This is a genomic window from Amycolatopsis orientalis DSM 40040 = KCTC 9412, assembly GCF_000478275.1.
Taxonomy (GTDB): Bacteria; Actinomycetota; Actinomycetes; order Mycobacteriales; family Pseudonocardiaceae; genus Amycolatopsis; species Amycolatopsis orientalis.
The window spans coordinates 173,749-194,566 of the sequence record NZ_ASJB01000009.1; the positions used below are offsets into that span (position 1 = coordinate 173,749).

Annotated in this window: 24 protein-coding genes; 8 read left to right on the forward strand and 16 right to left on the reverse strand. The window is 69.3% G+C overall.

Annotated elements, in window-relative coordinates; all coding sequences use genetic code 11:
* Nucleotides 1-27 precede the first annotated feature (27 nt).
* From L324_RS02070 to L324_RS02085, 4 genes are all read right to left on the reverse strand, one after another.
* Nucleotides 28-1,206: a thiolase family protein gene (locus tag L324_RS02070; RefSeq protein WP_037303623.1), complete on the reverse strand. Its 1,179-nt coding sequence runs from the start codon at nucleotides 1,204-1,206 to the stop codon at nucleotides 28-30.
* Nucleotides 1,203-1,958: a CoA-transferase subunit beta gene (locus tag L324_RS02075; RefSeq protein ID WP_037303625.1), complete on the reverse strand. Its 756-nt coding sequence runs from the start codon at nucleotides 1,956-1,958 to the stop codon at nucleotides 1,203-1,205. The genes L324_RS02070 and L324_RS02075 overlap by 4 nt, the downstream gene beginning before the upstream one ends.
* On the reverse strand, nucleotides 1,955-2,764 hold the full coding sequence (locus L324_RS02080; protein WP_037303685.1) for a CoA transferase subunit A: 810 nt from the start codon (nucleotides 2,762-2,764) through the stop codon (nucleotides 1,955-1,957). Before L324_RS02080 ends, L324_RS02075 begins: the two co-directional genes overlap by 4 nt.
* Nucleotides 2,765-2,916: 152 nt before the next feature.
* On the reverse strand, nucleotides 2,917-3,183 hold the full coding sequence (locus tag L324_RS02085; protein WP_235783382.1) for a hypothetical protein: 267 nt from the start codon (nucleotides 3,181-3,183) through the stop codon (nucleotides 2,917-2,919).
* A gap of 73 nt (nucleotides 3,184-3,256) precedes the next feature.
* Here L324_RS02085 and L324_RS02090 point away from each other — a divergent pair, with 73 nt between their 5' ends.
* Both L324_RS02090 and L324_RS02095 read left to right on the forward strand, forming a co-directional pair.
* Entirely contained in the window at nucleotides 3,257-4,222 is a 966-nt protein-coding gene (locus L324_RS02090) for a 2-hydroxyacid dehydrogenase (RefSeq protein ID WP_037303628.1), read from the forward strand.
* Nucleotides 4,219-5,346, forward strand: a complete 1,128-nt coding sequence (locus tag L324_RS02095; RefSeq protein WP_037303630.1) for a glycerate kinase — start codon at nucleotides 4,219-4,221, stop codon at nucleotides 5,344-5,346. The genes L324_RS02090 and L324_RS02095 overlap by 4 nt, the downstream gene beginning before the upstream one ends.
* Before the next feature lie 274 nt (nucleotides 5,347-5,620).
* On the opposite strand, the gene L324_RS02100 is transcribed toward L324_RS02095, so the two are convergent.
* Nucleotides 5,621-5,932, reverse strand: a complete 312-nt coding sequence (locus L324_RS02100; RefSeq protein WP_037303631.1) for a hypothetical protein — start codon at nucleotides 5,930-5,932, stop codon at nucleotides 5,621-5,623.
* Between the two features lie 81 nt (nucleotides 5,933-6,013).
* Nucleotides 6,014-6,229, reverse strand: coding sequence for a hypothetical protein (locus tag L324_RS02105; protein ID WP_037303632.1), 216 nt, complete (start codon nucleotides 6,227-6,229; stop codon nucleotides 6,014-6,016).
* Between the two features lie 171 nt (nucleotides 6,230-6,400).
* Between L324_RS02105 and L324_RS02110 the strand changes: the two genes are divergently transcribed.
* The 4 genes from L324_RS02110 (at nucleotide 6,401) to shbA (ending at nucleotide 8,434) form a co-directional block, all read left to right on the forward strand.
* A complete protein-coding gene (locus L324_RS02110; RefSeq protein WP_037303633.1) occupies nucleotides 6,401-6,856 on the forward strand; it encodes a GtrA family protein in 456 nt (151 codons plus the stop codon).
* A gap of 10 nt (nucleotides 6,857-6,866) precedes the next feature.
* Nucleotides 6,867-7,217 (forward strand): YidH family protein, encoded by a 351-nt coding sequence (locus L324_RS02115; protein ID WP_037303634.1) that lies wholly within the window; start codon nucleotides 6,867-6,869, stop codon nucleotides 7,215-7,217.
* Nucleotides 7,218-7,230: 13 nt separating this feature from the next.
* Nucleotides 7,231-7,527: a DUF202 domain-containing protein gene (locus L324_RS02120; protein ID WP_037303636.1), complete on the forward strand. Its 297-nt coding sequence runs from the start codon at nucleotides 7,231-7,233 to the stop codon at nucleotides 7,525-7,527.
* A gap of 250 nt (nucleotides 7,528-7,777) precedes the next feature.
* Nucleotides 7,778-8,434 (forward strand): RNA polymerase sigma factor ShbA, encoded by a 657-nt coding sequence (gene shbA / locus L324_RS02125; protein ID WP_037303637.1) that lies wholly within the window; start codon nucleotides 7,778-7,780, stop codon nucleotides 8,432-8,434.
* Nucleotides 8,435-8,460: 26 nt separating this feature from the next.
* Here the strand turns inward: shbA and L324_RS02130 are convergent, their stop codons facing one another.
* The 3 genes from L324_RS02130 to L324_RS02140 are packed head-to-tail and all read right to left on the reverse strand — an operon-like array spanning nucleotide 8,461 to nucleotide 10,567.
* Nucleotides 8,461-9,300, reverse strand: coding sequence for an amidohydrolase family protein (locus L324_RS02130; RefSeq protein ID WP_037303638.1), 840 nt, complete (start codon nucleotides 9,298-9,300; stop codon nucleotides 8,461-8,463).
* The gene (locus L324_RS02135; protein ID WP_037303639.1) at nucleotides 9,297-10,268 is read right to left on the reverse strand and encodes an aldo/keto reductase; all 972 of its coding nucleotides are present in this window, start codon (nucleotides 10,266-10,268) and stop codon (nucleotides 9,297-9,299) included. The genes L324_RS02130 and L324_RS02135 overlap by 4 nt, the downstream gene beginning before the upstream one ends.
* Nucleotides 10,265-10,567: an L-rhamnose mutarotase gene (locus L324_RS02140; RefSeq protein WP_037303640.1), complete on the reverse strand. Its 303-nt coding sequence runs from the start codon at nucleotides 10,565-10,567 to the stop codon at nucleotides 10,265-10,267. The genes L324_RS02135 and L324_RS02140 overlap by 4 nt, the downstream gene beginning before the upstream one ends.
* Nucleotides 10,568-10,673: 106 nt before the next feature.
* Here L324_RS02140 and L324_RS02145 point away from each other — a divergent pair, with 106 nt between their 5' ends.
* Nucleotides 10,674-11,384 (forward strand): FadR/GntR family transcriptional regulator, encoded by a 711-nt coding sequence (locus L324_RS02145; RefSeq protein WP_037303641.1) that lies wholly within the window; start codon nucleotides 10,674-10,676, stop codon nucleotides 11,382-11,384.
* 109 nt (nucleotides 11,385-11,493) lie between these two features.
* On the opposite strand, the gene L324_RS02150 is transcribed toward L324_RS02145, so the two are convergent.
* Genes L324_RS02150 through L324_RS02175 form a run of 6 tightly spaced genes read right to left on the reverse strand, consistent with a single transcriptional unit; the run spans nucleotide 11,494 to nucleotide 18,026 of the window.
* Nucleotides 11,494-12,513, reverse strand: coding sequence for an ABC transporter permease (locus L324_RS02150; RefSeq protein WP_037303642.1), 1,020 nt, complete (start codon nucleotides 12,511-12,513; stop codon nucleotides 11,494-11,496).
* Nucleotides 12,506-14,032 (reverse strand): sugar ABC transporter ATP-binding protein, encoded by a 1,527-nt coding sequence (locus L324_RS02155; protein ID WP_037303643.1) that lies wholly within the window; start codon nucleotides 14,030-14,032, stop codon nucleotides 12,506-12,508. Before L324_RS02155 ends, L324_RS02150 begins: the two co-directional genes overlap by 8 nt.
* Nucleotides 14,029-15,060 (reverse strand): sugar ABC transporter substrate-binding protein, encoded by a 1,032-nt coding sequence (locus tag L324_RS02160; protein WP_152546669.1) that lies wholly within the window; start codon nucleotides 15,058-15,060, stop codon nucleotides 14,029-14,031. The genes L324_RS02155 and L324_RS02160 overlap by 4 nt, the downstream gene beginning before the upstream one ends.
* 50 nt (nucleotides 15,061-15,110) lie before the next feature.
* Entirely contained in the window at nucleotides 15,111-15,869 is a 759-nt protein-coding gene (locus tag L324_RS02165; RefSeq protein WP_037303645.1) for an SDR family NAD(P)-dependent oxidoreductase, read from the reverse strand.
* A complete protein-coding gene (locus L324_RS02170; protein WP_037303646.1) occupies nucleotides 15,862-17,166 on the reverse strand; it encodes an enolase C-terminal domain-like protein in 1,305 nt (434 codons plus the stop codon). Before L324_RS02170 ends, L324_RS02165 begins: the two co-directional genes overlap by 8 nt.
* On the reverse strand, nucleotides 17,166-18,026 hold the full coding sequence (locus tag L324_RS02175; RefSeq protein ID WP_037303648.1) for a fumarylacetoacetate hydrolase family protein: 861 nt from the start codon (nucleotides 18,024-18,026) through the stop codon (nucleotides 17,166-17,168). The genes L324_RS02170 and L324_RS02175 overlap by 1 nt, the downstream gene beginning before the upstream one ends.
* 229 nt (nucleotides 18,027-18,255) lie before the next feature.
* Between L324_RS02175 and L324_RS02180 the strand changes: the two genes are divergently transcribed.
* Nucleotides 18,256-19,497: a Bcr/CflA family multidrug efflux MFS transporter gene (locus tag L324_RS02180; RefSeq protein WP_037303650.1), complete on the forward strand. Its 1,242-nt coding sequence runs from the start codon at nucleotides 18,256-18,258 to the stop codon at nucleotides 19,495-19,497.
* Between the two features lie 14 nt (nucleotides 19,498-19,511).
* Here L324_RS02180 and L324_RS02185 read toward each other — a convergent pair whose 3' ends face one another.
* The gene (locus L324_RS02185; protein ID WP_037303651.1) at nucleotides 19,512-20,735 is read right to left on the reverse strand and encodes an NAD(P)/FAD-dependent oxidoreductase; all 1,224 of its coding nucleotides are present in this window, start codon (nucleotides 20,733-20,735) and stop codon (nucleotides 19,512-19,514) included.
* Nucleotides 20,736-20,818: the final 83 nt, after the last annotated feature.

A 20,818-nucleotide genomic window follows, 5' to 3' on the forward strand; every position in this document is an offset into this window, starting at 1 on the left:
CTGTTCCCTCCAGCGCGGGTCAGTGGATCACTGGGCTTCGAGGACGACGGCCAGCCCCTGGCCGACACCGATGCAAATGGCGGCCAGCCCCCACCGGCCGCCGGTGCGGCGGAGGTGATGGGCCAGTGTGCCGAGGATCCGGCCGCCGGAGGCGCCCAGCGGATGCCCGATCGCGATCGCGCCGCCGTTGACGTTGACGATCTCCGGGTCGAGCTTCGACCAGTCGCGCAGGCAGGCCAGCGACTGCGCGGCGAACGCCTCGTTCAGTTCCACGGCCGCCAGGTCGTCCCAGCCGATCCCGGCGCGTTCCAAAGCGATCTCGGCCACGCGCACCGGCCCGATGCCGAAGACGTCGGGATCGACGCCCGCCGCGCCCCGGCCGGCGATCCGGGCCAGTGGCGCCTTGCCGAGCCGTTTCCCGGCCGCCTCGTCACCGAGCAGCAACGCGGACGCGCCGTCGTTCAGCGGCGAGGCGTTCGCGGCCGTGACCGTCCCTTGTGGACGGAAGACGGGTTTGAGCTTCGCGAGCTTCTCCGGGTCGGAATCCGGCCGGATGCCTTCGTCACGGGTGAGCTCGACACCCTCGACGGGCACGACGTGATCGTCGTAGAAGCCCTCGTCCCAGGCGCGGGCGGCGTTGACGTGGCTGCGGACGGCGAACGCGTCCTGTTCGTCACGGCCGATGCCGTAGCGCTCGGCGAGCAGTTCGGTGGACTCGCCGAGCGAGACCGTCCACTGCCCGGGCATCTTCGGGTTGACCATGCGCCAGCCCAGCGCGGTGGAGTACAGCGTCTGGTTGCCGGCGGGGAACGCCTTCTCCGGTTTCTGCATGACCAGCGGCGAACGGCTCATCGACTCGACCCCGCCCGCGACCGCGAGCGACGCGTCACCGACCTGGACCGACCGGCTCGCCTGCATGACCGCGTCGAGCCCGGAACCGCACAGCCGGTTGACCGTGGCACCGGGAACGCTCGTCGGCCAGCCCGCCAGCAGCGCCGCCATCCGCGCGACGTTGCGGTTGTCCTCACCCGCGCCGTTGGCGTCGCCGAGCACCACCTCGTCCACGGTGGCCGGATCGAGATCGTTGCGCTCGGCCAGGGCCCGCAGCACGGTGGCGGCGAGGTCGTCCGGGCGGACCCCGGACAGCGCGCCGCCGTACTTGCCGAACGGGGTACGGATGGCGTCGAACAGGAAGACGTCGGTCATGCGCTCGCCCTTGTGAGGTCTCGGAGGATGCGGAGTTCTGCCTCGGTCGGCGCCGGGGTGGTTCCCAGGTCGGCCGCCACCTTCAGTTTCCACCCGGTCGCGGCGACGACCTGATCGACCTCGATCCCGGGATGCAGCTCGGTGAGCGTGAGCTCGGCCGTCTCGGGATCGGGCCGCATCAGGCCGAGGTCGGTGACCACCAGCGTCGGCCCGGCACCGGGGAGGCCGAGCCGCTCGCGGTCGCCCTTGCCGGTGCCGTGGCCGAACGACGTCACGAAATCGACCTTCTCGACGAACGTGCGGGTGCTCTGCCGCAGCACCACGAACACCTCGCGGCAGGACGCGGCGATCTCCGGTGCGCCACCCGCGCCGGGCAGGCGCACCTTCGGGTTGGCGTAGTCGGGCCCGATGACGGTGGTGTTGATGTTGCCGAATTTGTCCAGCTGGGCGGCGCCGAGGAAACCGACGTCGATCCGGCCGGGCTGGAGCCAGTAGTTGAAGACCTCCGGAACGCTGACCACGGCGTCCGCGGTGTCGGCGAGTTCGCCGTCGCCGATGGACAGCGGGAGACGGGACGGTTTGGCGCCGAGGCAGCCGGATTCGTAGATCAGCGTGAGGTTCGGCGCGTGCCCGCGCCGGGCGAGGTTCGCGGCCGTGCTCGGGAGGCCGATGCCCACGAAACAGGACATCCCGTCGCCGAGCGCGCGAGCGGCGGCGACACTCATCATCTCGTCGGAGGTGTACTCGGTCATGCCTTCACTCCAGTCAGCTCGTCGAGCCAGCGGGTGAAGCTCTCCCTGTCCCGGCCGATCGCGTCCCAAGCCTGGTAGGCGTCGTTGTCCCGTTCGTAGTACCCCGCCGCGTACGACGGCTTCGCGCCGCCGGGTACCTCGGCGACCGCGGTGACCGCCCACGAGGGCAGCACGATCGCACCCGGCCGGGGCTCCAGTTCGTCCACGACCTCCTCCACGGTGACCAGCGACCGCTTCGCCGCCAGCACCGCCTCCTTCTGCACGCCCGTGATCCCCCAGATCTGGACGTTGCCGGACCGGTCGGCGCGCTGGGCGTGCACGATCGACACGTCCGGGTTGAGGGCGGGGACAGCGGCGAGTCGCTCGCCGGTGAACGGGCAGGTGATGGGTTTGATCGTGTCGGTGTGCGCGGGAAGATCGGTGCCGGTGTAGCCACGCAGGACGGCGAACGGCAGGCCCGAGGCGCCGGCGACGTACCGGTTCGCCATCCCCGCGTGACTGTGTTCCTCTATCTCCAGTGGTACCGGCCAGGAATGCTGGACCGCGTCACGGAAGCGGTGCAATGAACCGACTCCCGGGTTGCCGCCCCACGAGAAGATCAGCTTGCTCGCGCAGCCGGCGCCGATGAGCTGGTCGTAGACGATGTCCGGGGTCATGCGCACCAGCGTCAGCCCGGTGCGGCGCTGGCGGATGATCTCGTGGCCGGCGGCGACGGGGATGAGGTGCGTGAAACCCTCGAGCGCGACGGTGTCCCCGTCGTGCACCAGCCGTGCCACGGCCTCCTTCAACGACAGCAGCTCCGCCATCCCCACTCCCGGATCGTTCGGATCGCGCACACATGTTCTGCATATGAACATAGCACAGTCGACCGGAGAGTGGGCCGGTGAAAAGTGAGTCCGCGAAGGAGACCCGGTCTCGACCCGTTCGAAAGGCGCGGTGCTCAGGCACGGCGACACGATCAGCTTGTGGTCGGGATCGGGACCCCAGCAGTAGCCCTCACCCGCGTGGCCCACCCGGAAACCCCCTTGCTTTCCGGGAAGAGACCACGCGCGTCGAAGGTGAACCGGACGTCCTGGCCGTCCTTGCGCAGCATCTTGGCGCTGCCGGTCAGGCTCGGTTCGGACGGCTTCCCCTTGCCCTCTTTCGCCCCCGACGCCAGACCCTGCGCGACGAGGGTCGCGGCGATGACCATCCCGGCACGCCGGGTGGTGGCGACTCCCCGCACAGGGGAAGCGCCTCCCCTCACAGCAGGGATTCTCACGTTTGGGATACCAACTGTCGCCCACTAGGCTGACGCCGTGACCTCGACGATCGCGGTGACCCGGTGGATTCCCGACGAAGCGCTGAAAGTGCTCGCCGAAGCCGGGGAGGTGAAACTGTCGCGCGCCGACCGGCCGCTGACGCCGCAGGAACTGCGCGAGTTCGTCCAGGGCGCGTCCGCGATCGTCGGCATGCTGCACGACCGGATCGACGGTGCGGTGGCCGACGCGGCGGGCCCGGCGTTGAAGGTCGTGGCGAACGTGGCCGTCGGCTACGACAACATCGACGTCCCGGCGCTGGCCGGACGCGGCATCACCGTCACCAACACCCCCGGCGTGCTCACCGACGCCACCGCGGATCTGGCGTTCGGGCTGATCCTCGCGGTCACGCGACGGCTCGGCGAGGGCGAACGATTGATCCGCTCGCGTACGCCGTGGTCGTTCCACCTGGGTTTCCTGCTCGGTTCCGGACTGCAGGACAAGACGCTCGGCATCGTGGGGCTCGGCCAGATCGGGCAGGCGGTCGCGCGGCGGGCGCTCGGTTTCGGGATGCGGATCGTCTACTCAGGACGGTCGCGGGCCGCCGAAGAGGTCGAGAAGACCTTGGGCGCGGAGTACGTGCCCTTCCGTGAGCTGCTGGAAACCGCCGACGTGGTCTCGCTGCACTGCCCCCTGACCCCGCAGACCCGGCACCTCATCGACGCGGACGCGCTGAAGACGATGAAACCGGGCGCCTTCCTGATCAACACCACGCGCGGGCCCGTCGTCCACGAGGCGGCGCTGGCGGACGCGCTCGAGGCCGGCGAGATAGCCGGAGCGGGCCTCGATGTCTTCGAGGCCGAACCCGACGTCGAACCGCGCCTGCTGGATCGCGAAAACGTCGTCTTGACGCCGCACCTCGGATCGGCGACGGTCGAGACCCGTACTGCCATGGCCGTGCTCGCGGCCGAGAACGTCGCGTCGGTGCTCACCGGCGGAAACCCGCTGACGGAGGTTCGTCCATGACTCGTGTGGTCATCGCGCCCGACAAGTTCAAGGGAAGCCTGACCGCGGTCGAGGCCGCGGCCGCGATCGCCCACGGCGTCCGCGACGCGCTGCCCGAGGCCGAAGTCTCCGCCTGCCCGGTCGCGGACGGCGGGGAGGGCACGCTGGACGTCCTCGTCGCGGCCGGTGGCCGTCTCGTGGAGGTTCCCGTCCGCGGGCCGCTCGACGACACCGTCGACGCGCGCTACGTGCTGCTCGACGGAACGGCCTACATCGAGTCGGCCCGCGCGTGCGGGATCGAGTTCGTCGAGCCGAGCCCGGAGGTGGCGCTGGCCGCGCACACCTGGGGCGTCGGCGAACTCCTCGCCCACGCGCTCGACAACGGCGCGCGGCGGCTCGTGCTGACCGTCGGCGGCACCGCGAGCACCGACGGCGGCGCCGGGATGCTGGCGGCGCTCGGCGCGGGGGTGTTCGACGCGTTCGGCGCACCGGTCGGACTCGGCGGCGGCACGCTGGGCCGCGTCGCCTCGGCCGAACTCGGCCCGGTGCGCGAACGGCTCGGCTCGGTGCGGGTGGCAGTCGCCACCGACGTGACGAATCCGCTGCTCGGATCGCGGGGTGCGGCCGCGGTCTTCGGTCCGCAGAAGGGTGCGGGACCACGTGAAGTCGAGCAGCTGGACGGAGCGCTGGCCCGTTGGGCGCAAGCGTTGCGGAACGCCGGGACCCCCGACGTCTCCGACATCCCGGGAGCGGGCGCGGGCGGCGGGGTCGCGGCGGGGGCCATCGCGGGACTCGGCGCGACGGTCGAATCCGGTTTCCAGCTCATCGCCGGGCTCACCGGGGTCGCGGGCGCCATCGAACGCGCCGATCTGGTCATCACCGGGGAAGGCTCACTGGACGAGCAAAGTCTCGACGGCAAGGCCCCGGCGGGTATCGCGGCCCGTGCGAAGGAGCACTCGGTGCCGCTGATGGTGCTGGCCGGGCGGATCCAGCTGGACGAGACCCAGCTCGCCGGCCTCGGGGTCGTGGGCAGCGCCGCCCTGATCGACCACGCGCCTTCGCTCGACCACGCGCGTGCGCACGCGGCGGAACTGCTGCGCGAGCGGGCCGGCGAGCTGGTCCGTGCCTGGGCCCGGACTTATTGAGAGGTAGGGCGAACGCGGCTTGATCGACTCGATGTCGTGAAGGTCCCCTTGCCTACCCTCAAGGTAGCGAAGGAGGCCTTCACTACTTGGCGACCTACGTGGGACTCCCTCACGACCACCTCGCGAAATCGCACAAACGACCCAAGCCGGACACTTATCTTCACAAGAGTGTCTCTCGGAGCCCGCGGCCCGGCTTCCTTCAGCCAGTCCGGACGCTTGCCGGAGCACGACATCTTTGACTTACCCCTCAATAGAAAGCCTGAACCCGCCGGGCTCAGGCGCCAGGCTGGGGCTGAGCCTGCGGGAGTACGGCGAAGGCGACTTCGCCGGTCTCGTCCTGCTGGACGTCGAGCACCTTGTCATCGAGCAGCGCGGCGGCTTCCGGCTCCAAGAACACCTTGGGGCCGCCGTCCGCGCCGAGCACCCTGTCGCCGCTTTCCGGCTGCGGGGCAACGGAAACCGCGAGCTGCGGACTGTCTCCCTGCTGGGAATGCATCGCGAAGCGCAGCCCGCTGCTGTCCTCGGATCCCTCCTGCGCGGTCAGTGCGGTGATCGCCTCGGCGGCGGCTTCGGTGACTGTAAGCATCTCTGCCCTTCCTTCGTCGCGGTCTTGCACTTGACGGACCACGCTAGGGGGTAGCGGCATGGCCTGCCGTCTGAGTGAAGATCATTTTTCGCCGACGTCCGGCTCCTCCTCCGCCAGCCGCATCGCGTGCGACTCGCCTTCGCGGATCTCCGCCGGCGTCGTCCCGAACCGGTCGGCGCCACTCCAGTGCTCGGGCGGCTCGACGCCTTCTTCGAGCGGATCGACGCGGAGTTCGTCCTCATCGAGCGCCTCACTGGGCGGCAACGTTTCCGGCTCGGCCGTCTCTTCGTCGCTCATCAGCCGCTCCCTCCTCGTCGGACGTTGGCCGGGGCGTGCTGTACTCGACCCGGTCCCTGTGGCCTACCCGATGCCGCCGGAGACCAAACGACGGCGCTGTCGCGGGGATCACAGTTCTCAGCAGCTTTATTAGCTTCACAAGTTTGTGAAACGAGGGGTAGCGTCGTCGGTATGACCACCACCAGGTGGGCGCCAGGGCACCGGATCATCCGGCGAGCGCCGGAGCGGCACCACGAACTCGGCAACCACGCCGCCTGGTACGTCGTCGCCGGGGTCGTCGCCACCGGTCTCCAAGCGGTGCTGTTCCTCGTCTTCCAGCCGATCCTGGGCCCGCAGGTCGCCAACCTGGTCGCGCTCGCGGTCACGACCGTCGGGAACACTGAGTTCCACCGACGGGTCACCTTCGCCACCCGGAAGAGTCACGCGGGCAAAAGGCATTTCCAGGACCTGGTGACGTTCGCCTTTTACGCCGCGTATGGCTCGATCGTGCTCGCGTCCCTCGACGCGGTGATCACCGAGCCGACCGCGCTGGAACAGACGGGCGCCCTGCTCGCGGCGAGCGTCGTGGGCGGCATCGCGCGCTTCGCGGTCCTTCGCTGGTGGGTCTTCCCGCGTCAGAACGCCTAGTCTTCGACGCGTGGCAGAGATCAACGGACCGCACGACGGCGGTTCGGAACCCGACTACCGATTCACGCTCGCCAACGAACGGACCTTCCTCGCCTGGCTCCGGACGGCTCTGGGCCTGCTCGCCGGCGGCGTCGCCGTACACCAGCTGGTCCCGGATCCGACGGCGCTGAGCAGCGTCCTCGCCGGACTGTGCGTCGTACTGGCCGCCGTGCTCGCGGCGAGCGCGTACCCGCGCTGGCGGCAGGTGCAGACCGCGATGCGCGCGGGACGGCCGCTGCCGAAGAGCGGGATGCTGATCGTGCTGACCGCCGGGATCCTCGTGATCACCCTGACCGCCGCGGCACTGGTGGTCTTCTCGTGAACCTGACGAGCAAGTGAGCGATCACGGAGCGCAAGCGGAACGGACCGGGCTCGCCTGGCGCCGGACCGCGCTGGCGGCTACTGCCTGCACACTCCTGCTCCTGCATTCGGCCGCGCGGCGAGGTTGGGGGGCGACGGTCGTCCCGGTGGTGCTCGCCGGCGCCACGGTGATCACCTTGACCGTCATCGGCGCGATCCGTGAACGGGCACTGCGCAAGGCCGGAATCCCGAAATCTCTCAACCCTGCCTTGGCCGTCACCGCGTCGGCACTCGTCGTAGCGACGGCGGCCGCTTTGATCGCGGTGCGCTAACCGCCGCACACATCCAGCGATCCCGGCACCCCTTTCGGCGACACAGAGTCTCGGTTGTATTAAGCCGACTCCGTCGAATGGGCTATCTCTAGTTGAAATCTTTACTGCCGTCCGATCGGCGCCTACGATTACGCTGCGTCGCAACGGCGGCAGGTGAAGCTGATCTTAAGGAGCATCTGCCGCCCTCAATAGTTACGGAGTGTTGGCCCCTCGACAGCCACGGTCGCAGGGTCGGCCGGGGAGGACGACCATGCAAGCAATCTCCAGCGCGTCCAGAACCGTCACCACCGATGCGGTCCCCGGGTACACGACTCCGGAGAACCTGCCTCGTCCGGGGGGACGGCTGACGAAGGAGGACCTCGACCCCCTCGTCAAGGACGCGGGCGACGGGAATCCCGCCGCCATCCAGTCGCTGCTGCGGATGATCGGTCCCGTCGTGGTCCGGTACTGCCGCGCGCGGATGGGCGGGCGCGACCTGTCCTACCTGTCGGCGGACGACGTCGCGCAGGAAGTGTGCATGGCCGTGCTGAAGGCACTGCCCGGCTACCAGGATCGCGGCGGTTCGTTCCTCTACCTCGTGCACGCGATCGCCGCCAACAAGGTCGCCGACGCCTACCGCGCGGTCTCCCGTGACCGGTCGGAACCGGTGCCGGAACTGCCGGAGCGGCCCATCGGCGACAACGGGCCCGAAACGCACGCCCTGCACCTGGACCTCGGTGCCCGGCTCGGCCGCCTGCTCTCCACCCTTCCCCGTGTGCAGCAGGAGATCCTCGCCCTGCGCATCGCCGTCGGCCTCTCCGCCGCCGAAACCGCCGAAGCACTCGGGATCTCCGCCGGCAACGTGCGCGTGACGCAGCACCGCGCACTGGCCCGCCTGCGGACGATGGTCAACCAGGACGAATTCTGATCTTCTCGTGAGTGGTAATGAGGGTTCTAACCGTCATTACCACTCACGAGGCGGTAGGCCCGCCGCGCCGTGCCCTCGAAGAACTCCAGCCGCTCGGCGTCGCTGAGCGAACCGGTCAGCGAGACCGCCGTGTCCACGACGACCTCGTACGCGGCCGCGAGTTCGCAGACCGGCCAGTCGGAGCCGAACATCAGCCGCGAAGCCCCGAAGCACTCCAGCACGTGCTCGGTCCAGCGCGTCAGATGCCCGACCTTCCATTCCGCCCAGTCCGCCTCGGTCACCAGCCCCGAGAGCTTGCAGTACACGTTCTCCAACGCGCCCAGGGCGGCGACACCGTCCGCCCACGGCTGCCATTCCCCCGACGTGATGGGCGGCTTCGCGGCGTGATCGAGCACGAAAACCTGATCAGGCAACGCCTTCGCCGCGGCAAGGGCTGCGTCGAGTTGGGGTGGCTTCACCAGCAGGTCGTACGCCAGCCCCGCCTCGCCGACCGCGGCGAGACCGCGCAGGACCTCGAGCCGAGTCAGCCACGACGGGTCCGGCTCGTCCTGCACCTGATGGCGGATTCCCACCAGTGGCCCGGAAAAGGCGGCGAGGCGGTCGGCGACATCGGGAGCGGTGAGTTCGACCCAGCCGACGACACCGGTGATCAGGGGTTCGGCGGAAGCGGTCGCGAGGAACTCCCGCGTCTCCTCGTCCGACGAGATCGTCTGTACCAGCACGGTCTCCCGCACACCCGCCGCCCCGGTCACCGCGCGAAGATCGTCCACTGTGTACGGACGGCGGATCGGCTCGAGGGCGGTGTCCGCCAGCCACGGGTACCGCCGCCGCGAGGGATCCCACAGGTGGTGATGCGCGTCGATCACGGCTTTCCTTCCGTTCGCAGCACGATGTCCTCCCGCACCAGTCCCGCACGGATCAGCTCCGTCCACAACCCGCGCGGTACCGGCCGGCGGAATCGTTCGGCGTTGAGCCGTACCTGGCCGGGGTCGTGCGCGCCGACGACGACCGACACCACCGCCGGATGCGCGGCGGGCAGGGCCAGCGCGGCCTGCGGGAGTTCGACGCCGTGCCGTTCGCAGACCTCGGCGATCCGCTGGGCCCGGTCGACCAGCTCGGCGGGAGCCTCGGCGTAGTCGTACATCGTGCCCGGCGACGCGGTGGCGAGGATCCCCGCGTTGAACGCTCCCCCAGCCACCACGCTTACCCCACGTTCGGTGCAGAGCGGCAGAAGATCGTCGAGCGCGGGCTGGTCGAGCAACGTGTACCGGCCGGCCAGGAGGATGACGTCGAGATCGAAGCGGCGGACGAATTCCGCGAGCATCGGCGCCTGGTTCATCCCGGCGCCGATGGCGTCGACGACACCCTGCTCCCGCAATTCGAGCAGAGCGGGGAAAGCGCCGTTGACGGTGTCTTCGAAATGTTCGTCCGGGTCGTGCACGTAGACGACGTCCACGCGGTCGAGCCCGAGGCGTTCGAGACTGTCCTCAAGCGACCGGAGGACCCCGTCGCGACTGAAGTCCCAGCGGCGCTTGTACGCCGCGGGCACGACGAAACCCTGGCCGTCGGTCCGCGAAGCGCCGCCGGGATCGGGTTCCAGCACGCGGCCGACCTTGGTGGACACCACGTAATCCGCGCGCGGATACGCCGAAAGCGCCGCACCCAGCCGTCTCTCGGACAGGCCGAGACCGTAGTGCGGGGCGGTGTCGAAGTAGCGGATGCCTTCGTCCCACGCCTGCCGGACGGTCGCTTCGGCCGTCTCGTCGCTGATGGCGTGGTACAGATTGCCCAGCTGCGCGCAGCCGAGCCCGAGTGGGGACAGGGGGATCTTCACGGAAGCTCCCAGACCAGGCCGAGACCCGAATCGCCGCCCGAGTAGTCGTCTTCGACGTCGAGCAGTTCCGACATCCGCGCCTGCCAGGGAATATTGGCCGGATGAGCACGCAGGATCGCGCGCATCTTCGCGTAGTCCTCGACCTCCACCACGTGGAACAGGTCGAGACCGTCCCGCCAGATCCGCCACGACCGCACGCCCGCCGCCCGCAGGCCTGCGTCGAGGTCGGGCGGGATGACGGCGTGGACCGACTCGTATTCGGCCTCCTTGCCCGGCTTCAACCGGGTGTGGAGTGCCACTCTTTGTAGTGCGACACCGTGGGTCACCGCGCCTCCTCAGCTCGAAACATGGCACTCTGTCAACTGACACACAAACATCCGAGGTCTTCGGGGAGGGCGGTGGAACATGCCGGTCACCGATGTCGCGATCGACAAGATCAAGGACATGATCATCTCCGGTGAGCTGGCTCCCGGCGACAGGCTGCCGAAGGAGGCCGAACTGGCCCAGCGGCTCGGCCTGTCCCGCAGCTCACTGCGCGAAGCGGTGAAGGCGCTGTGCCTGATCCGCGTACTCGACGTGCGCCAGGGCGACGGCACGTACGTCACCAGCCTCGAACCGAATCTCCTCCTGGACGCGATGACGTTCGTGGTGGACTTCCACCGCGACGACACCGTGCTGGACTTCCTCGCCGTCCGCCGGATCCTCGAACCGGCGGCGACGGCGCTGGCCGCGATGCACATGAGCGACGAGGACATCGCGGAACTAGGCCGCCTGCTCGACGAACTGGCCGACTCGCCCACGGTGGAGGCGCTGGTCGCGAACGACCTGCAGTTCCACCGCAAGATCGCCGACGGCTCCGGGAACCCGGTGCTGTGCTCGCTGCTGGACAGCCTCTCCGGCCCCACCGCGCGCGCCCGCATCTGGCGCGGGCTCACGCAGGAGGGCGCGGTCGCGAAGACCCGCGAGCAGCACACGGCGATCTACGAGGCCATCGCCGCCCGTGAACCCGAACTGGCGCGTTCGTGGGCCACCGTGCACGTGGCCGGGGTCGAGCAGTGGCTCCGCAACGCCCTCGGCACCGCCGACGACCCGACCGTGGCCGCCGAAGCTTCCTGACACCGCGCTCTCCTCTCTGACGTCCTCGAACCGGCCTCCGGCGCGCCAGGAAAGGTCCTTTCCTGGCAAATTTCGCAAGGAAAGGACCTTTCATGGCGTCGGCGGCCCCCTACGTCTGAGCCTTCCCGCTGGCGTACCGGGAGATGATCAACGCGACCAGGATGATCACGCCGTAGATCGCCTTCAGCCACTCCGGCGGCACCTGTGCCACTTGCAGCAGGTTGGTGACCGTCTGGAGGAGCAGGACCCCGGTGAGCGCCCCCACCAGAGTGCCCTTACCACCGTCCAGAGAGACACCGCCGATCACCGCAGCCGCGAACACCTGCAGGATCAGCCCGTCGCCCTGATCCGCGCCGAGCGCGCCGACGTAGCCCGTGTACGCGAGGCCGCCGAGCGCGGCCAGCACCCCGGCCACCACGAAGACACCCCAGGAAATCCGGTCGACGCGGATACCCGCGGCCCGCGCCGCCGCCCGGTTGCCCCCGATGGCGTACAGCGACCGGCCGATCCGGTGATACCGCAGCCCCAGGCCGAACACGGCGAACAGCGCCGCGGCCAGCCACACCGACATCGGCAGCCCGATGAACGTGGTCGTCGCCATCGCGGTGAACACGTCCAGCTGGTCGAACAGCGTCTTCCCGTGCGTGGACCCGATCTGCGTACCGCGCAGCACGGTCAGCATCGCCAGCGTGACGATGAAGGCGTTCAGCTTCAGTTTGACGATCAGGAACCCGTTCACGAAACCGACCGCGGCCCCGGCCACCAGCACGGCGAGGATGCCCGCGAAACCGGGGATTTCGGTACCGAAGCCCGAAGACGCCACCGGGATCACCAGCATCGCGCCCAGCGCGGGCGCCATGCCCATGGTGGATTCCAGCGACAGGTCGAACTTCCCGGTGAGCAGGACCAGCGATTCGCCCAGGACCACCATCGACAACGCCGCCGAGGCGGACAGGATGCCGACGATGCTGCCGAAGGTCAGGAAGGTGTCACTGATCAGTCCTCCGATGATCAGCACCACGATGAGCGCCGGCACCAGGGCGAGTTCCCGCAGCCAGCGGAACTTCCGGCGCTTCGGCGGCGCCGCGCCGAGCGACGACGTCTTCGGATCGGTCATCACGTCATGCACCGCGCTCGACTCCTTCGATGTCGGCCACCAGGTCGCCGTCGGACCAGCCCGCCCGGTGTTCGGCGACCACGGCACCGGCGCGCAGCACCAGCACCCGGTCGCTCAGGCGCAGATCGTCCAGCTCGTCGCTGACGATCAGCACCGCCTTGCCCTCGGCCCGGACCCGGTCGACGACCGCGAGCAGGGCCTCCTTCGATTTCACGTCCACGCCCGCGGTCGGGTTGATCAGCACGACCAGGCGGGGATCCCCGGCGAGCGCGCGGGCCAGGACGACCTTCTGCTGGTTGCCGCCGGAAAGGTCGGACACCGGCTGGTCGGCGCCCGCCGCGACGATGCCGTAGTCCTCCAGCGCCTTCGACGCCCGCCCGTACCGGGCCGCCGGTGACGCGAGGCCACCCCTGCCCATGCGGTCCAAAATGGACAGTGTGGTGTTGTCCATGATCGAGTGCTCGAGGACCAGTCCTTCGTGGTGGCGGTCGCGCGGCACGCAGCCGATCCCGGCGCGGATCGCGGCCGGGATGTCTCCCGGCTTCAGGGGCTTGCCCTCGACCTTGATCACGCCGGAGGACGCCGAACGCAGGCCGTACACGGTTTCGGCGAACTGGTGCTTGCCACTGGCGTTGCTGCCCGCGAGCCCGATCACCTCGCCGCGATGGATCCGGAGCGTCACGTCGGCGAAGCCGTCACCGGAAAGGCCGTCAACGGTCAGCACCTCGTCCGCGTCCGGGTCCAGCGCCTCACGGGTGGAGGCGTCACGGACGGAAAGGCCGCCCTGTTCCCCGGTCATCGCGTCGATCAGCTCGGCCCGGCCGACTTGTTCGACCGGCGCGGTGAGGATGTGCCTGGCGTCGCGCAGCACGGTGACCGCCTGGCAGACCTCGTACACCTCGTGGAGATGGTGCGAGATGAACAGGAACGTCACCCCGTTGGCCTGCATCTGGCGCATGCGCTCGAAGAGCCGCTCGATCGCCTGGCTGTCCAGTTGCGCCGTCGGTTCGTCGAGCACGATGAACCGGGCACCGTAGGAAAGCGCCCTCGCGATCTCGACGAACTGCCGGTCCTCGACCGAAAGCTCACCGGCCGGGGTGTCGACGTCGACGTGGACGTCCCAGGAGCCGAGCAGGTCCCTCGCCTGGCGGCGCAGACGCTGCCAGCCGATCGCGAAACCCTTCCCGGACTGGCGGTTCAGGAACAGGTTCTCCGCGACGGTGAGCTGCGGGACGACCATCGCGTGCTGGTACACACAGGCGACCGCGCGTTTCCAGTCGTCCTGTTTGGACAGAGGAGGAGCAGGGACGCCACCGAACTCGACCCGTCCGGTGTCCGTTTTGGACAGTCCGGTGAGGATGGAGACCAGCGTCGACTTCCCCGCGCCGTTGCGGCCGACGAGCGCGTGCGACTCGCCGGGGTTCACGGTGATGCTGACGTTGGAAAGCGCCACGGTCGGTCCGTAGCGTTTACCGACGCCCAGTGCGCTGACCACCGGTACGGCGGCGGAGCCGGCGGGCAGCGCGCTCACAGGTTGTTCCCCCAGAGGGCCTTGTCGTCCACGTTGTCCTTGGTGACCACGGGCGCGGGCAGCTGGTCCTCCAGGATCCCCGGCCGGACCTCGACGACGGTGCTGCCGTGGTCGGTCGGCCCGGCCTTGAAGGTCTCCCCCGCCATCGCCTTCTTGATCCAGTACATGCCGTACTTGGCGTAGTCGTCGGCGGGCTGGGAGACGGTCGCGTCGAGTTCGCCCGCGCGGATGGCGGCCAGTTCCTGCGGGATCCCGTCATTGCTGACCAGCACGACGTGTTTCGGGTCCCCGACCGGGAAGTACAGGTTCTTGCGCTTGAGCGCCTGCTGCGTCGGCGCCAGGTAGACGCCGCCCGCCTGCATGTACACGGCCTTGATGTCCGGGTTGGCGGTCAGCAGGCTGTCCAGACCGGACGACGCCTTGTCCGCCTTCCACTCGGCGGAGATCTCCAGCACCTGGACGCCGGGGAACTTCGCCTTCATGCACTCCCGGAACGCCTCGGAGCGGTCGCGGCCGTTGACCGAGGCGAGGTCGCCCATGACCTGCACGACCTTGCCCGAGGTGACCTTCGCGCCGATCGCCTCGCAGGCCTTGGTGCCGTACGCCTTGTTGTCGGCGCGCACCACCATCGCGACCTTGCCGCCCTCCGGCGCGACGTCGACGGCCACCACCGGGACGCCCTTGTTCTCCGCGGCCTTCAGCCCGGCGACGACGGCGGCGGAGTCGAGCGGCGTCACGACGAGACCCTTGATGCCCTGGTTGAGCAGGGTGTTGATGTCGGTGATCTGTTTCGCCGGATCGCTGTCCGCGTTGACCGTCGGCAGCGCGTCGACGCCCTGCTCCTTGGCCTTCTGCGGCACGTAGTTGTTGTAGGCCTGCCAGAACGGCGAGGTCAGCAACGGGATCGTCGCACCGACCTTGCCACCCTGCGCCCCGCCCGCTCCGGGCGCGGCCGTGTTGTCCTTGGTGGACCCACAGGCCGACAGCGCCAGCCCGAGCGCGGTGGCCGCGGCGGCCACCTTGATCACCCTCGTACGCACCGCATCCTCCTTGATGACAGCGGAAACCAAGTATGGAGCTATTGCCGGACCGGGCCGCGCGGACGCAGCCCGTACATCCCACCGTCGACGGCGAGCGCCGTGCCCGTGGTCGAGGCCGAAAGCGGACTGGCCAGGTACACGATCGCGTTCGCGACCTCGTCCGCGGTCACCAGCCTGCCCATTGGCTGGCGGGCGGCCAGCGCGGCCCGTTCGGCGTCCGGGTCGGCCGCGGAGTCGAGCAGCCTGCCGACCCACGGGGTGTCCGCGGTGCCGGGACAGACGCAGTTGACCCGGATCCCGTCGGCCAGGTGATCGGTCGCCATCGCCAGGGTCAGCGAGAGCACCGCGCCCTTGCTGGCCGAGTACAGCGCGCGGTTGGGCAGGCCGGCCCACGCGGCGATCGAGCAGGTGTTGACGATCGCGGCCGACGGCGAGTTCTTCAGGTGTGGCAACGCCGCCCGCGCCAGCCGCACCATGCCGACGACGTTGATGTCGAGGACGCGGTGCCATTCGTCGTCGTCGTTGGCGGTGACGTCGCCCTGTGCGCCGATCCCGGCGTTGTTGACCAGGACGTCGAGCCGCCCGAACCGGTCCGCGACCGCGTCGATCGCCGACCGGACCTCCTCGTCGGAGCCGACGTCACAGCGGAATCCGGCGAGTCCTCCGGAAAGATCGTCGGGCTTCAGGTCGAGCACCGCGACCGTCGCGCCACGGGAGGCGAGCAGATCGGCGGTGGCCCGGCCGATCCCGGACGCCCCACCGGTGACGGCGGCGACGATGCCTTCGAACTCACTCACTGGCAGTCTCCGTCCATTCCGGACCGTCGGGGAAGGTGAACCGGCGCAGCGTCGCGTCGTGCATCCGCGCGGAGAACCCCGGCGCGGACGGGGCGAGATACCGCCCGTCGGCCACGACGGCCGGATCGGTGAAATGCTCGTGGAGGTGGTCGACCCATTCGATCGACCGGTCGGTGTCGGAGCCCGACACCGCCACGAAGTCGAACATCGACAGATGCCGCACGAGTTCGCACAGCCCGACCCCGCCGGCGTGCGGGCACACCGGGATGCCGAACTTGGCCGCCAGCAAGAGGATCGCCAGGTTCTCGTTGAACCCGCCGACCCTGGCGGCGTCCAGCTGCAGTACCGAGATCGCCTCGGCCTGCAGGAGTTGCTTGAACACCACACGGTTCTGGACGTGCTCGCCGGTGGCCACGCGGATCGGGGCGAGTGCCTTGGCGATCGCCGCGTGCCCGAGCACGTCGTCCGGTGAGGTCGGCTCCTCGATCCAGTACGGGTCGTAGGGCGCCAGCGCGGTCATCCAGGTGATCGCGGTCGAAACGTCCCAGCGCTGGTTCGCGTCGACGGCGACGTGGATGTCCGTGCCGACCGTCTCGCGGGCGAGCTTCATCCGGCGGACGTCGTCCTCGAGGTTGCCGCCGACCTTCAGCTTGATCATCTCGAAACCGTCCGCGACCGCCTGCTCGGCGAGGCGGACGAGTTTCGCGTCCGAGTAACCGAGCCAGCCAGGAGACGTGCTGTACGCGCGGTAGCCGCCGCGCTCGATCCGGGCGATCCGTTCGGCGCGGCCGGGTTCGGCGGCGCGGAGGATGTCCAGCGCCTCCTGTTCGGTCAGCGCGTCGGACAGGTAGCGGAAGTCGACGAGCGAGACCAGGTCCTCGGGCGACATCCCGGCGGCGAACCGCCAGACCGGGAGCCCGGCGATCCGCGCGGCGAGGTCCCAGGCGGCGTTGACCACCGCGCCGATCGCCATATGCGCGACGCCCTTTTCCGGGCCGAGCCACCGCAGTTGCGAGTCGCCGACCAGTGCGCGGGACAGGTCACCGAGCGCGGCGGCGTCGGTCGGCACGGCGCGGCCGACGACGTGGTGTTCCAGCGCGCGGATCGCCGCGGCCTGGACGTCGTTGCCGCGGCCGATGGTGAAGGCGAGCCCGTATCCGTCGGGACCGCCATCGGTGTGCAGCACGACGTACGCGGCCGAGTAGTCCGGATCCGGGTTCATCGCGTCCGAGCCGTCCAGCTCCCGCGAGGTGGGGAACCGGACGTCGAGCACCTCCATGCCCACGATCTTCGCCATCACGCCTGCCTCACGGTCTGGCGCTGGCGGCCGAGGCCGTCGATCTCCAGCTCGATGACGTCACCTTCGCGCAGGTACGGCTTGGGGTCCGGCTGACCGAGCGCGACCCCCTGCGGAGTTCCGGTGTTGATGAGATCTCCGGGGCGCAGCACCATGAACTGGCTCAGGTAGTGCACGATCTCGGCGACCGAGAAGATCATGTCCTTGGTGGACGAGTCCTGTTTCTTCTCGCCGTTGACCCACAGCCGCAGGCCGAGCGTCTGCGGGTCGGGTACCTCGTCGGCGGTGACCAGCCACGGACCGAGCGGGTTGAAGTTCTCGCACGACTTGCCCTTGTCCCAGGTGCCGCCGCGTTCGAGCTGGAACTCACGCTCGGACACATCGTTCGAGACGGTGTACCCGGCGACGTGATCGAGGGCTTCTTCGACGCTGTCGAGGTAGCGCGCGGTCTTGCCGATGACGACGCCCAGCTCGACCTCCCAGTCGGTCTTGGTCGAGCCGCGCGGCACGAGCACGTCGTCGTCCGGGCCGACGACGACGTCGGATGCCTTCATGAAGACGACCGGCTCGTCCGGGACGGCGGCGCCGGACTCCTCGGCGTGCTGCCGGTAGTTGAGCCCGACGCAGACCACCTTGCCGGGCCGGGCGATCGGCGCGGCGACCCTGGCCCGCACGGCTTCGGCGCCGGCTTCGGGCAGTTCACCGGCGGCCAGCGCGGCCGCGACCCTGGCGACTCCGTCGCTCGCGAAGAAGCTGCCATCGATGTCGGTGGTCAGACCCGTGAGGTCGCGCAGAGTGCCGTCCCCGGCACGTACGAACGGACGCTCACTTCCCGGCTCCCCGAGACGCAACAGCTGCACGGATTTTCCCTTCCGGCCGAACCGTCAACAATCAACGGCTCCAACAGCAACGAACAGACATCCGATGTATACCCGACGACCTCCGACCAGATCTAGAGGTCGTTCGGATTTGTTCGAAAATTGATCCGATCAGTCATCCGCCACCCCAGTGCCGTGAGTCACAGCTGGAATAGTTACCTACTCTAAGCAAGTTGTTCCTCGCGGAACGAAGACTGGGGAAAGGAAGAGCATGACCATCGCGCCCGAGCGAGTGGCGGAACCCCTCGCGCGACCGACGACCGGACGCGCCCGGTTCGTCCTGATCCTCGGCGGCCTGTCCGCCTTCGGGCCCCTGTCGATCGACATGTACCTGCCCGCGCTGCCGCAGATGGCGGGCGAACTGCACGCGGCGGACGCGACCGTCCAGCTCACGCTGAGCGCGTTCATCATCGGCCTCGCCCTCGGCCAGCTGATCCTCGGACCGCTGTCCGACGCCATCGGACGACGCAAACCGCTCGTGGCGGGCCTCGCGCTCTATATCGTCGGATCGGTGCTGTGCGCCTTCGCGCCGAGCGCCGACCTGCTCATCGCCGCCCGCGCCGTCCAGGCCTTCGGCGCCGCGGCAGGCATCGTCATCGCCAGGGCGACCGTGCGCGACCTCTACTCCGGCACCGCGATGACGAAGTTCTTCTCGCTGCTCATGCTGGTCAACGGGCTCGCCCCGATCCTGGCGCCGATCATCGGCGGCCAGATCCTGACCTGGACCTCGTGGCGCGGGGTGTTCGTCTGCCTGAGCGCGTTCGGCGCGATCCTGCTCGCCGTCGTCTTCTTCCTCCTGCCGGAACCCCTCCCCGAGGAACGCCGGACACCCGCGCGGTTCGGCTCGGTGATGCGGAAGTACGCGAGCCTCCTCGGCGACCGGGGCTTCCTCGGCTACGCGCTGGCCTCCGGGCTGATGTTCGGCAGCCTGTTCGCCTACATCTCCGGCTCGTCCTTCGCGCTGCAGGGCGTCTACGGTCTGAGCCCGCAGGCATACAGCCTGGTGTTCGGGCTCAACGGCATCGGCATCGTGCTCGTCGGTCAGCTGAACGGGCGCATCGTCGGGCGTTTCCCGGAACGGACGCTGCTGACCGTCGGCCTCGTCGTCGCGGCACTGGCCGGTTTCGGCGTGCTGATCGCGGTGGTGCTGGACCTGAGCCTGATCGGGCTGCTGATCCCGCTGTTCATCCTGGTGTCGAGCATCGGCATGGTGGCGCCGAACGCGAGTTCGCTGGCGCTCGCGGAACAGGCGCGGTCGGCCGGTTCGGCGTCGGCACTGCTGGGGGTGCTGCAGTTCGTCGTCGGTGGTCTGGCGACGCCGCTGGTCGGGCTCGGCGGGCCGGGCACCGCGGTCCCGATGGGGATCGCGATGGCGGGGTTCGGCGTGCTCGCGCTGCTGGCCTTCGGGACCATGACCCGGTCTCCGCGGACCCTGGTCGCTCAAGAGGCTTGACGGACCGAACCGGATCACGCCAAGGTCTTGAGATCGGCCGCCTTCAGCTCCGCCGCCGTCACCGACGCACGCCCCTCGACGAGCGCCTTCAGCGCGTCCCCGTCGTCCCACTGGTTGACGTTCATCGCGGCGGTCACCCGGCCGTCGCGTAACCAGAACGCCGTGAAGTCCCGCGCCGCGAGGTCGCCCCGCACCACGAGTTCGTCGGTGTCGGGATCGGCGAGGCCACGGTATTCGCAGCCCAGGTCGTACTGGTCCGAGAAGAAGTACGGGCTCTTCAGATACGGCTCGTTCTCCCCGAGCAGGTTCCCGGCGACATGCTCGCCCTGCCACTTCGCGTTGGACCAATGCTCGACGCGGACGCGTTTCCCGTAGCGGGGATGGAAATGCGCGGCGATGTCGCCGATCGCGTAGACGTCCGGGGCGGCGGTCCGCAGGCCCGCGTCGGCGCAGACACCGCCGTCGTCGGACAGTTCCAGTCCGGCGGCGTGCGCGAGGTCGACCCGCGGCGCGGCGCCGACGGCCACCAGGACGACGTCCGCGGGCAGCTCCTCGCCGCTCTTCAGCCGTACACCGGTCGCCCCGTCCGGACCGCCGGTGAACCCGGCGATGCCTGCACCCAGCCGCCAGTTCACGCCGTGTTCGGTATGCAGGTCCTTGAACACCCCGGAAACCTGCTCGCCCAGCACCGCGAGCAGCGGCGACCCGGCCTGGTCGACCACGGTCACCTCGGCACCGTGTTCCCGGGCGGCCGCCGCGGCCTCGGTCCCGATCCATCCGGCGCCGACGATCACCACCCGCCGGGCGTCCTTGAACGCCGAACGCAAGGCCAGGGCGTCGTCGAGCGTGCGCAAGGTCAGCAGTCCGGGCAGATCGCCGCCGGGGACCGGCAACGTCCGGGGCCGGGATCCGGTCGCCAGCACGAGGCGATCGAACCGGTACTCGCCGCCGGCGTCGTCGAGCACCATCCGCGCGCCGAGTTCGATCCTGGTCGCGGTCACCCCGCTCCTGCGCGTGATGTCCTTCTCTTCGTAGAAACCCTCGCCGTGCACCCAATCGGGTTCCTCGGTGGTGCCCAGCAGAAGTCCTTTGGACAACGGCGGTAGTTCGTACGGGCGATGCGTGTCCGTGCCCAGCAGCAGGATCTCGCCCGCGTAGCCACGTTCTCGCAGTGTCCCGGCGGCCGTCGCTCCCGCGAGGCCGGCACCGACGATGACGATCTTCCTGGGTTCGGACATCAAGACCTCCCGAGCAGGCTCCCTCGCGGACGCTACTCCCGATCGGGTCCCCCCGCCCAGACACCGCTGCCCGTCCGGCCTAG

Coding starts and splice junctions, on each gene's coding strand:
- L324_RS02100 (WP_037303631.1), bottom strand. CDS start 5,932: ATGCTTACAGTCACCGAAGCCGCCGCCGAGGCGATCACCGCACTGACC.
- L324_RS02080 (WP_037303685.1), bottom strand. CDS start 2,764: ATGGCGGAGCTGCTGTCGTTGAAGGAGGCCGTGGCACGGCTGGTGCAC.
- L324_RS02185 (WP_037303651.1), bottom strand. CDS start 20,735: ATGTCCGAACCCAGGAAGATCGTCATCGTCGGTGCCGGCCTCGCGGGA.
- L324_RS02075 (WP_037303625.1), bottom strand. CDS start 1,958: ATGACCGAGTACACCTCCGACGAGATGATGAGTGTCGCCGCCGCTCGC.
- L324_RS02145 (WP_037303641.1), top strand. CDS start 10,674: ATGCCGGTCACCGATGTCGCGATCGACAAGATCAAGGACATGATCATC.
- L324_RS02070 (WP_037303623.1), bottom strand. CDS start 1,206: ATGACCGACGTCTTCCTGTTCGACGCCATCCGTACCCCGTTCGGCAAG.
- L324_RS02180 (WP_037303650.1), top strand. CDS start 18,256: ATGACCATCGCGCCCGAGCGAGTGGCGGAACCCCTCGCGCGACCGACG.
- L324_RS02105 (WP_037303632.1), bottom strand. CDS start 6,229: ATGAGCGACGAAGAGACGGCCGAGCCGGAAACGTTGCCGCCCAGTGAG.
- shbA (WP_037303637.1), top strand. CDS start 7,778: ATGCAAGCAATCTCCAGCGCGTCCAGAACCGTCACCACCGATGCGGTC.
- L324_RS02170 (WP_037303646.1), bottom strand. CDS start 17,166: ATGGCGAAGATCGTGGGCATGGAGGTGCTCGACGTCCGGTTCCCCACC.
- L324_RS02110 (WP_037303633.1), top strand. CDS start 6,401: ATGACCACCACCAGGTGGGCGCCAGGGCACCGGATCATCCGGCGAGCG.
- L324_RS02095 (WP_037303630.1), top strand. CDS start 4,219: ATGACTCGTGTGGTCATCGCGCCCGACAAGTTCAAGGGAAGCCTGACC.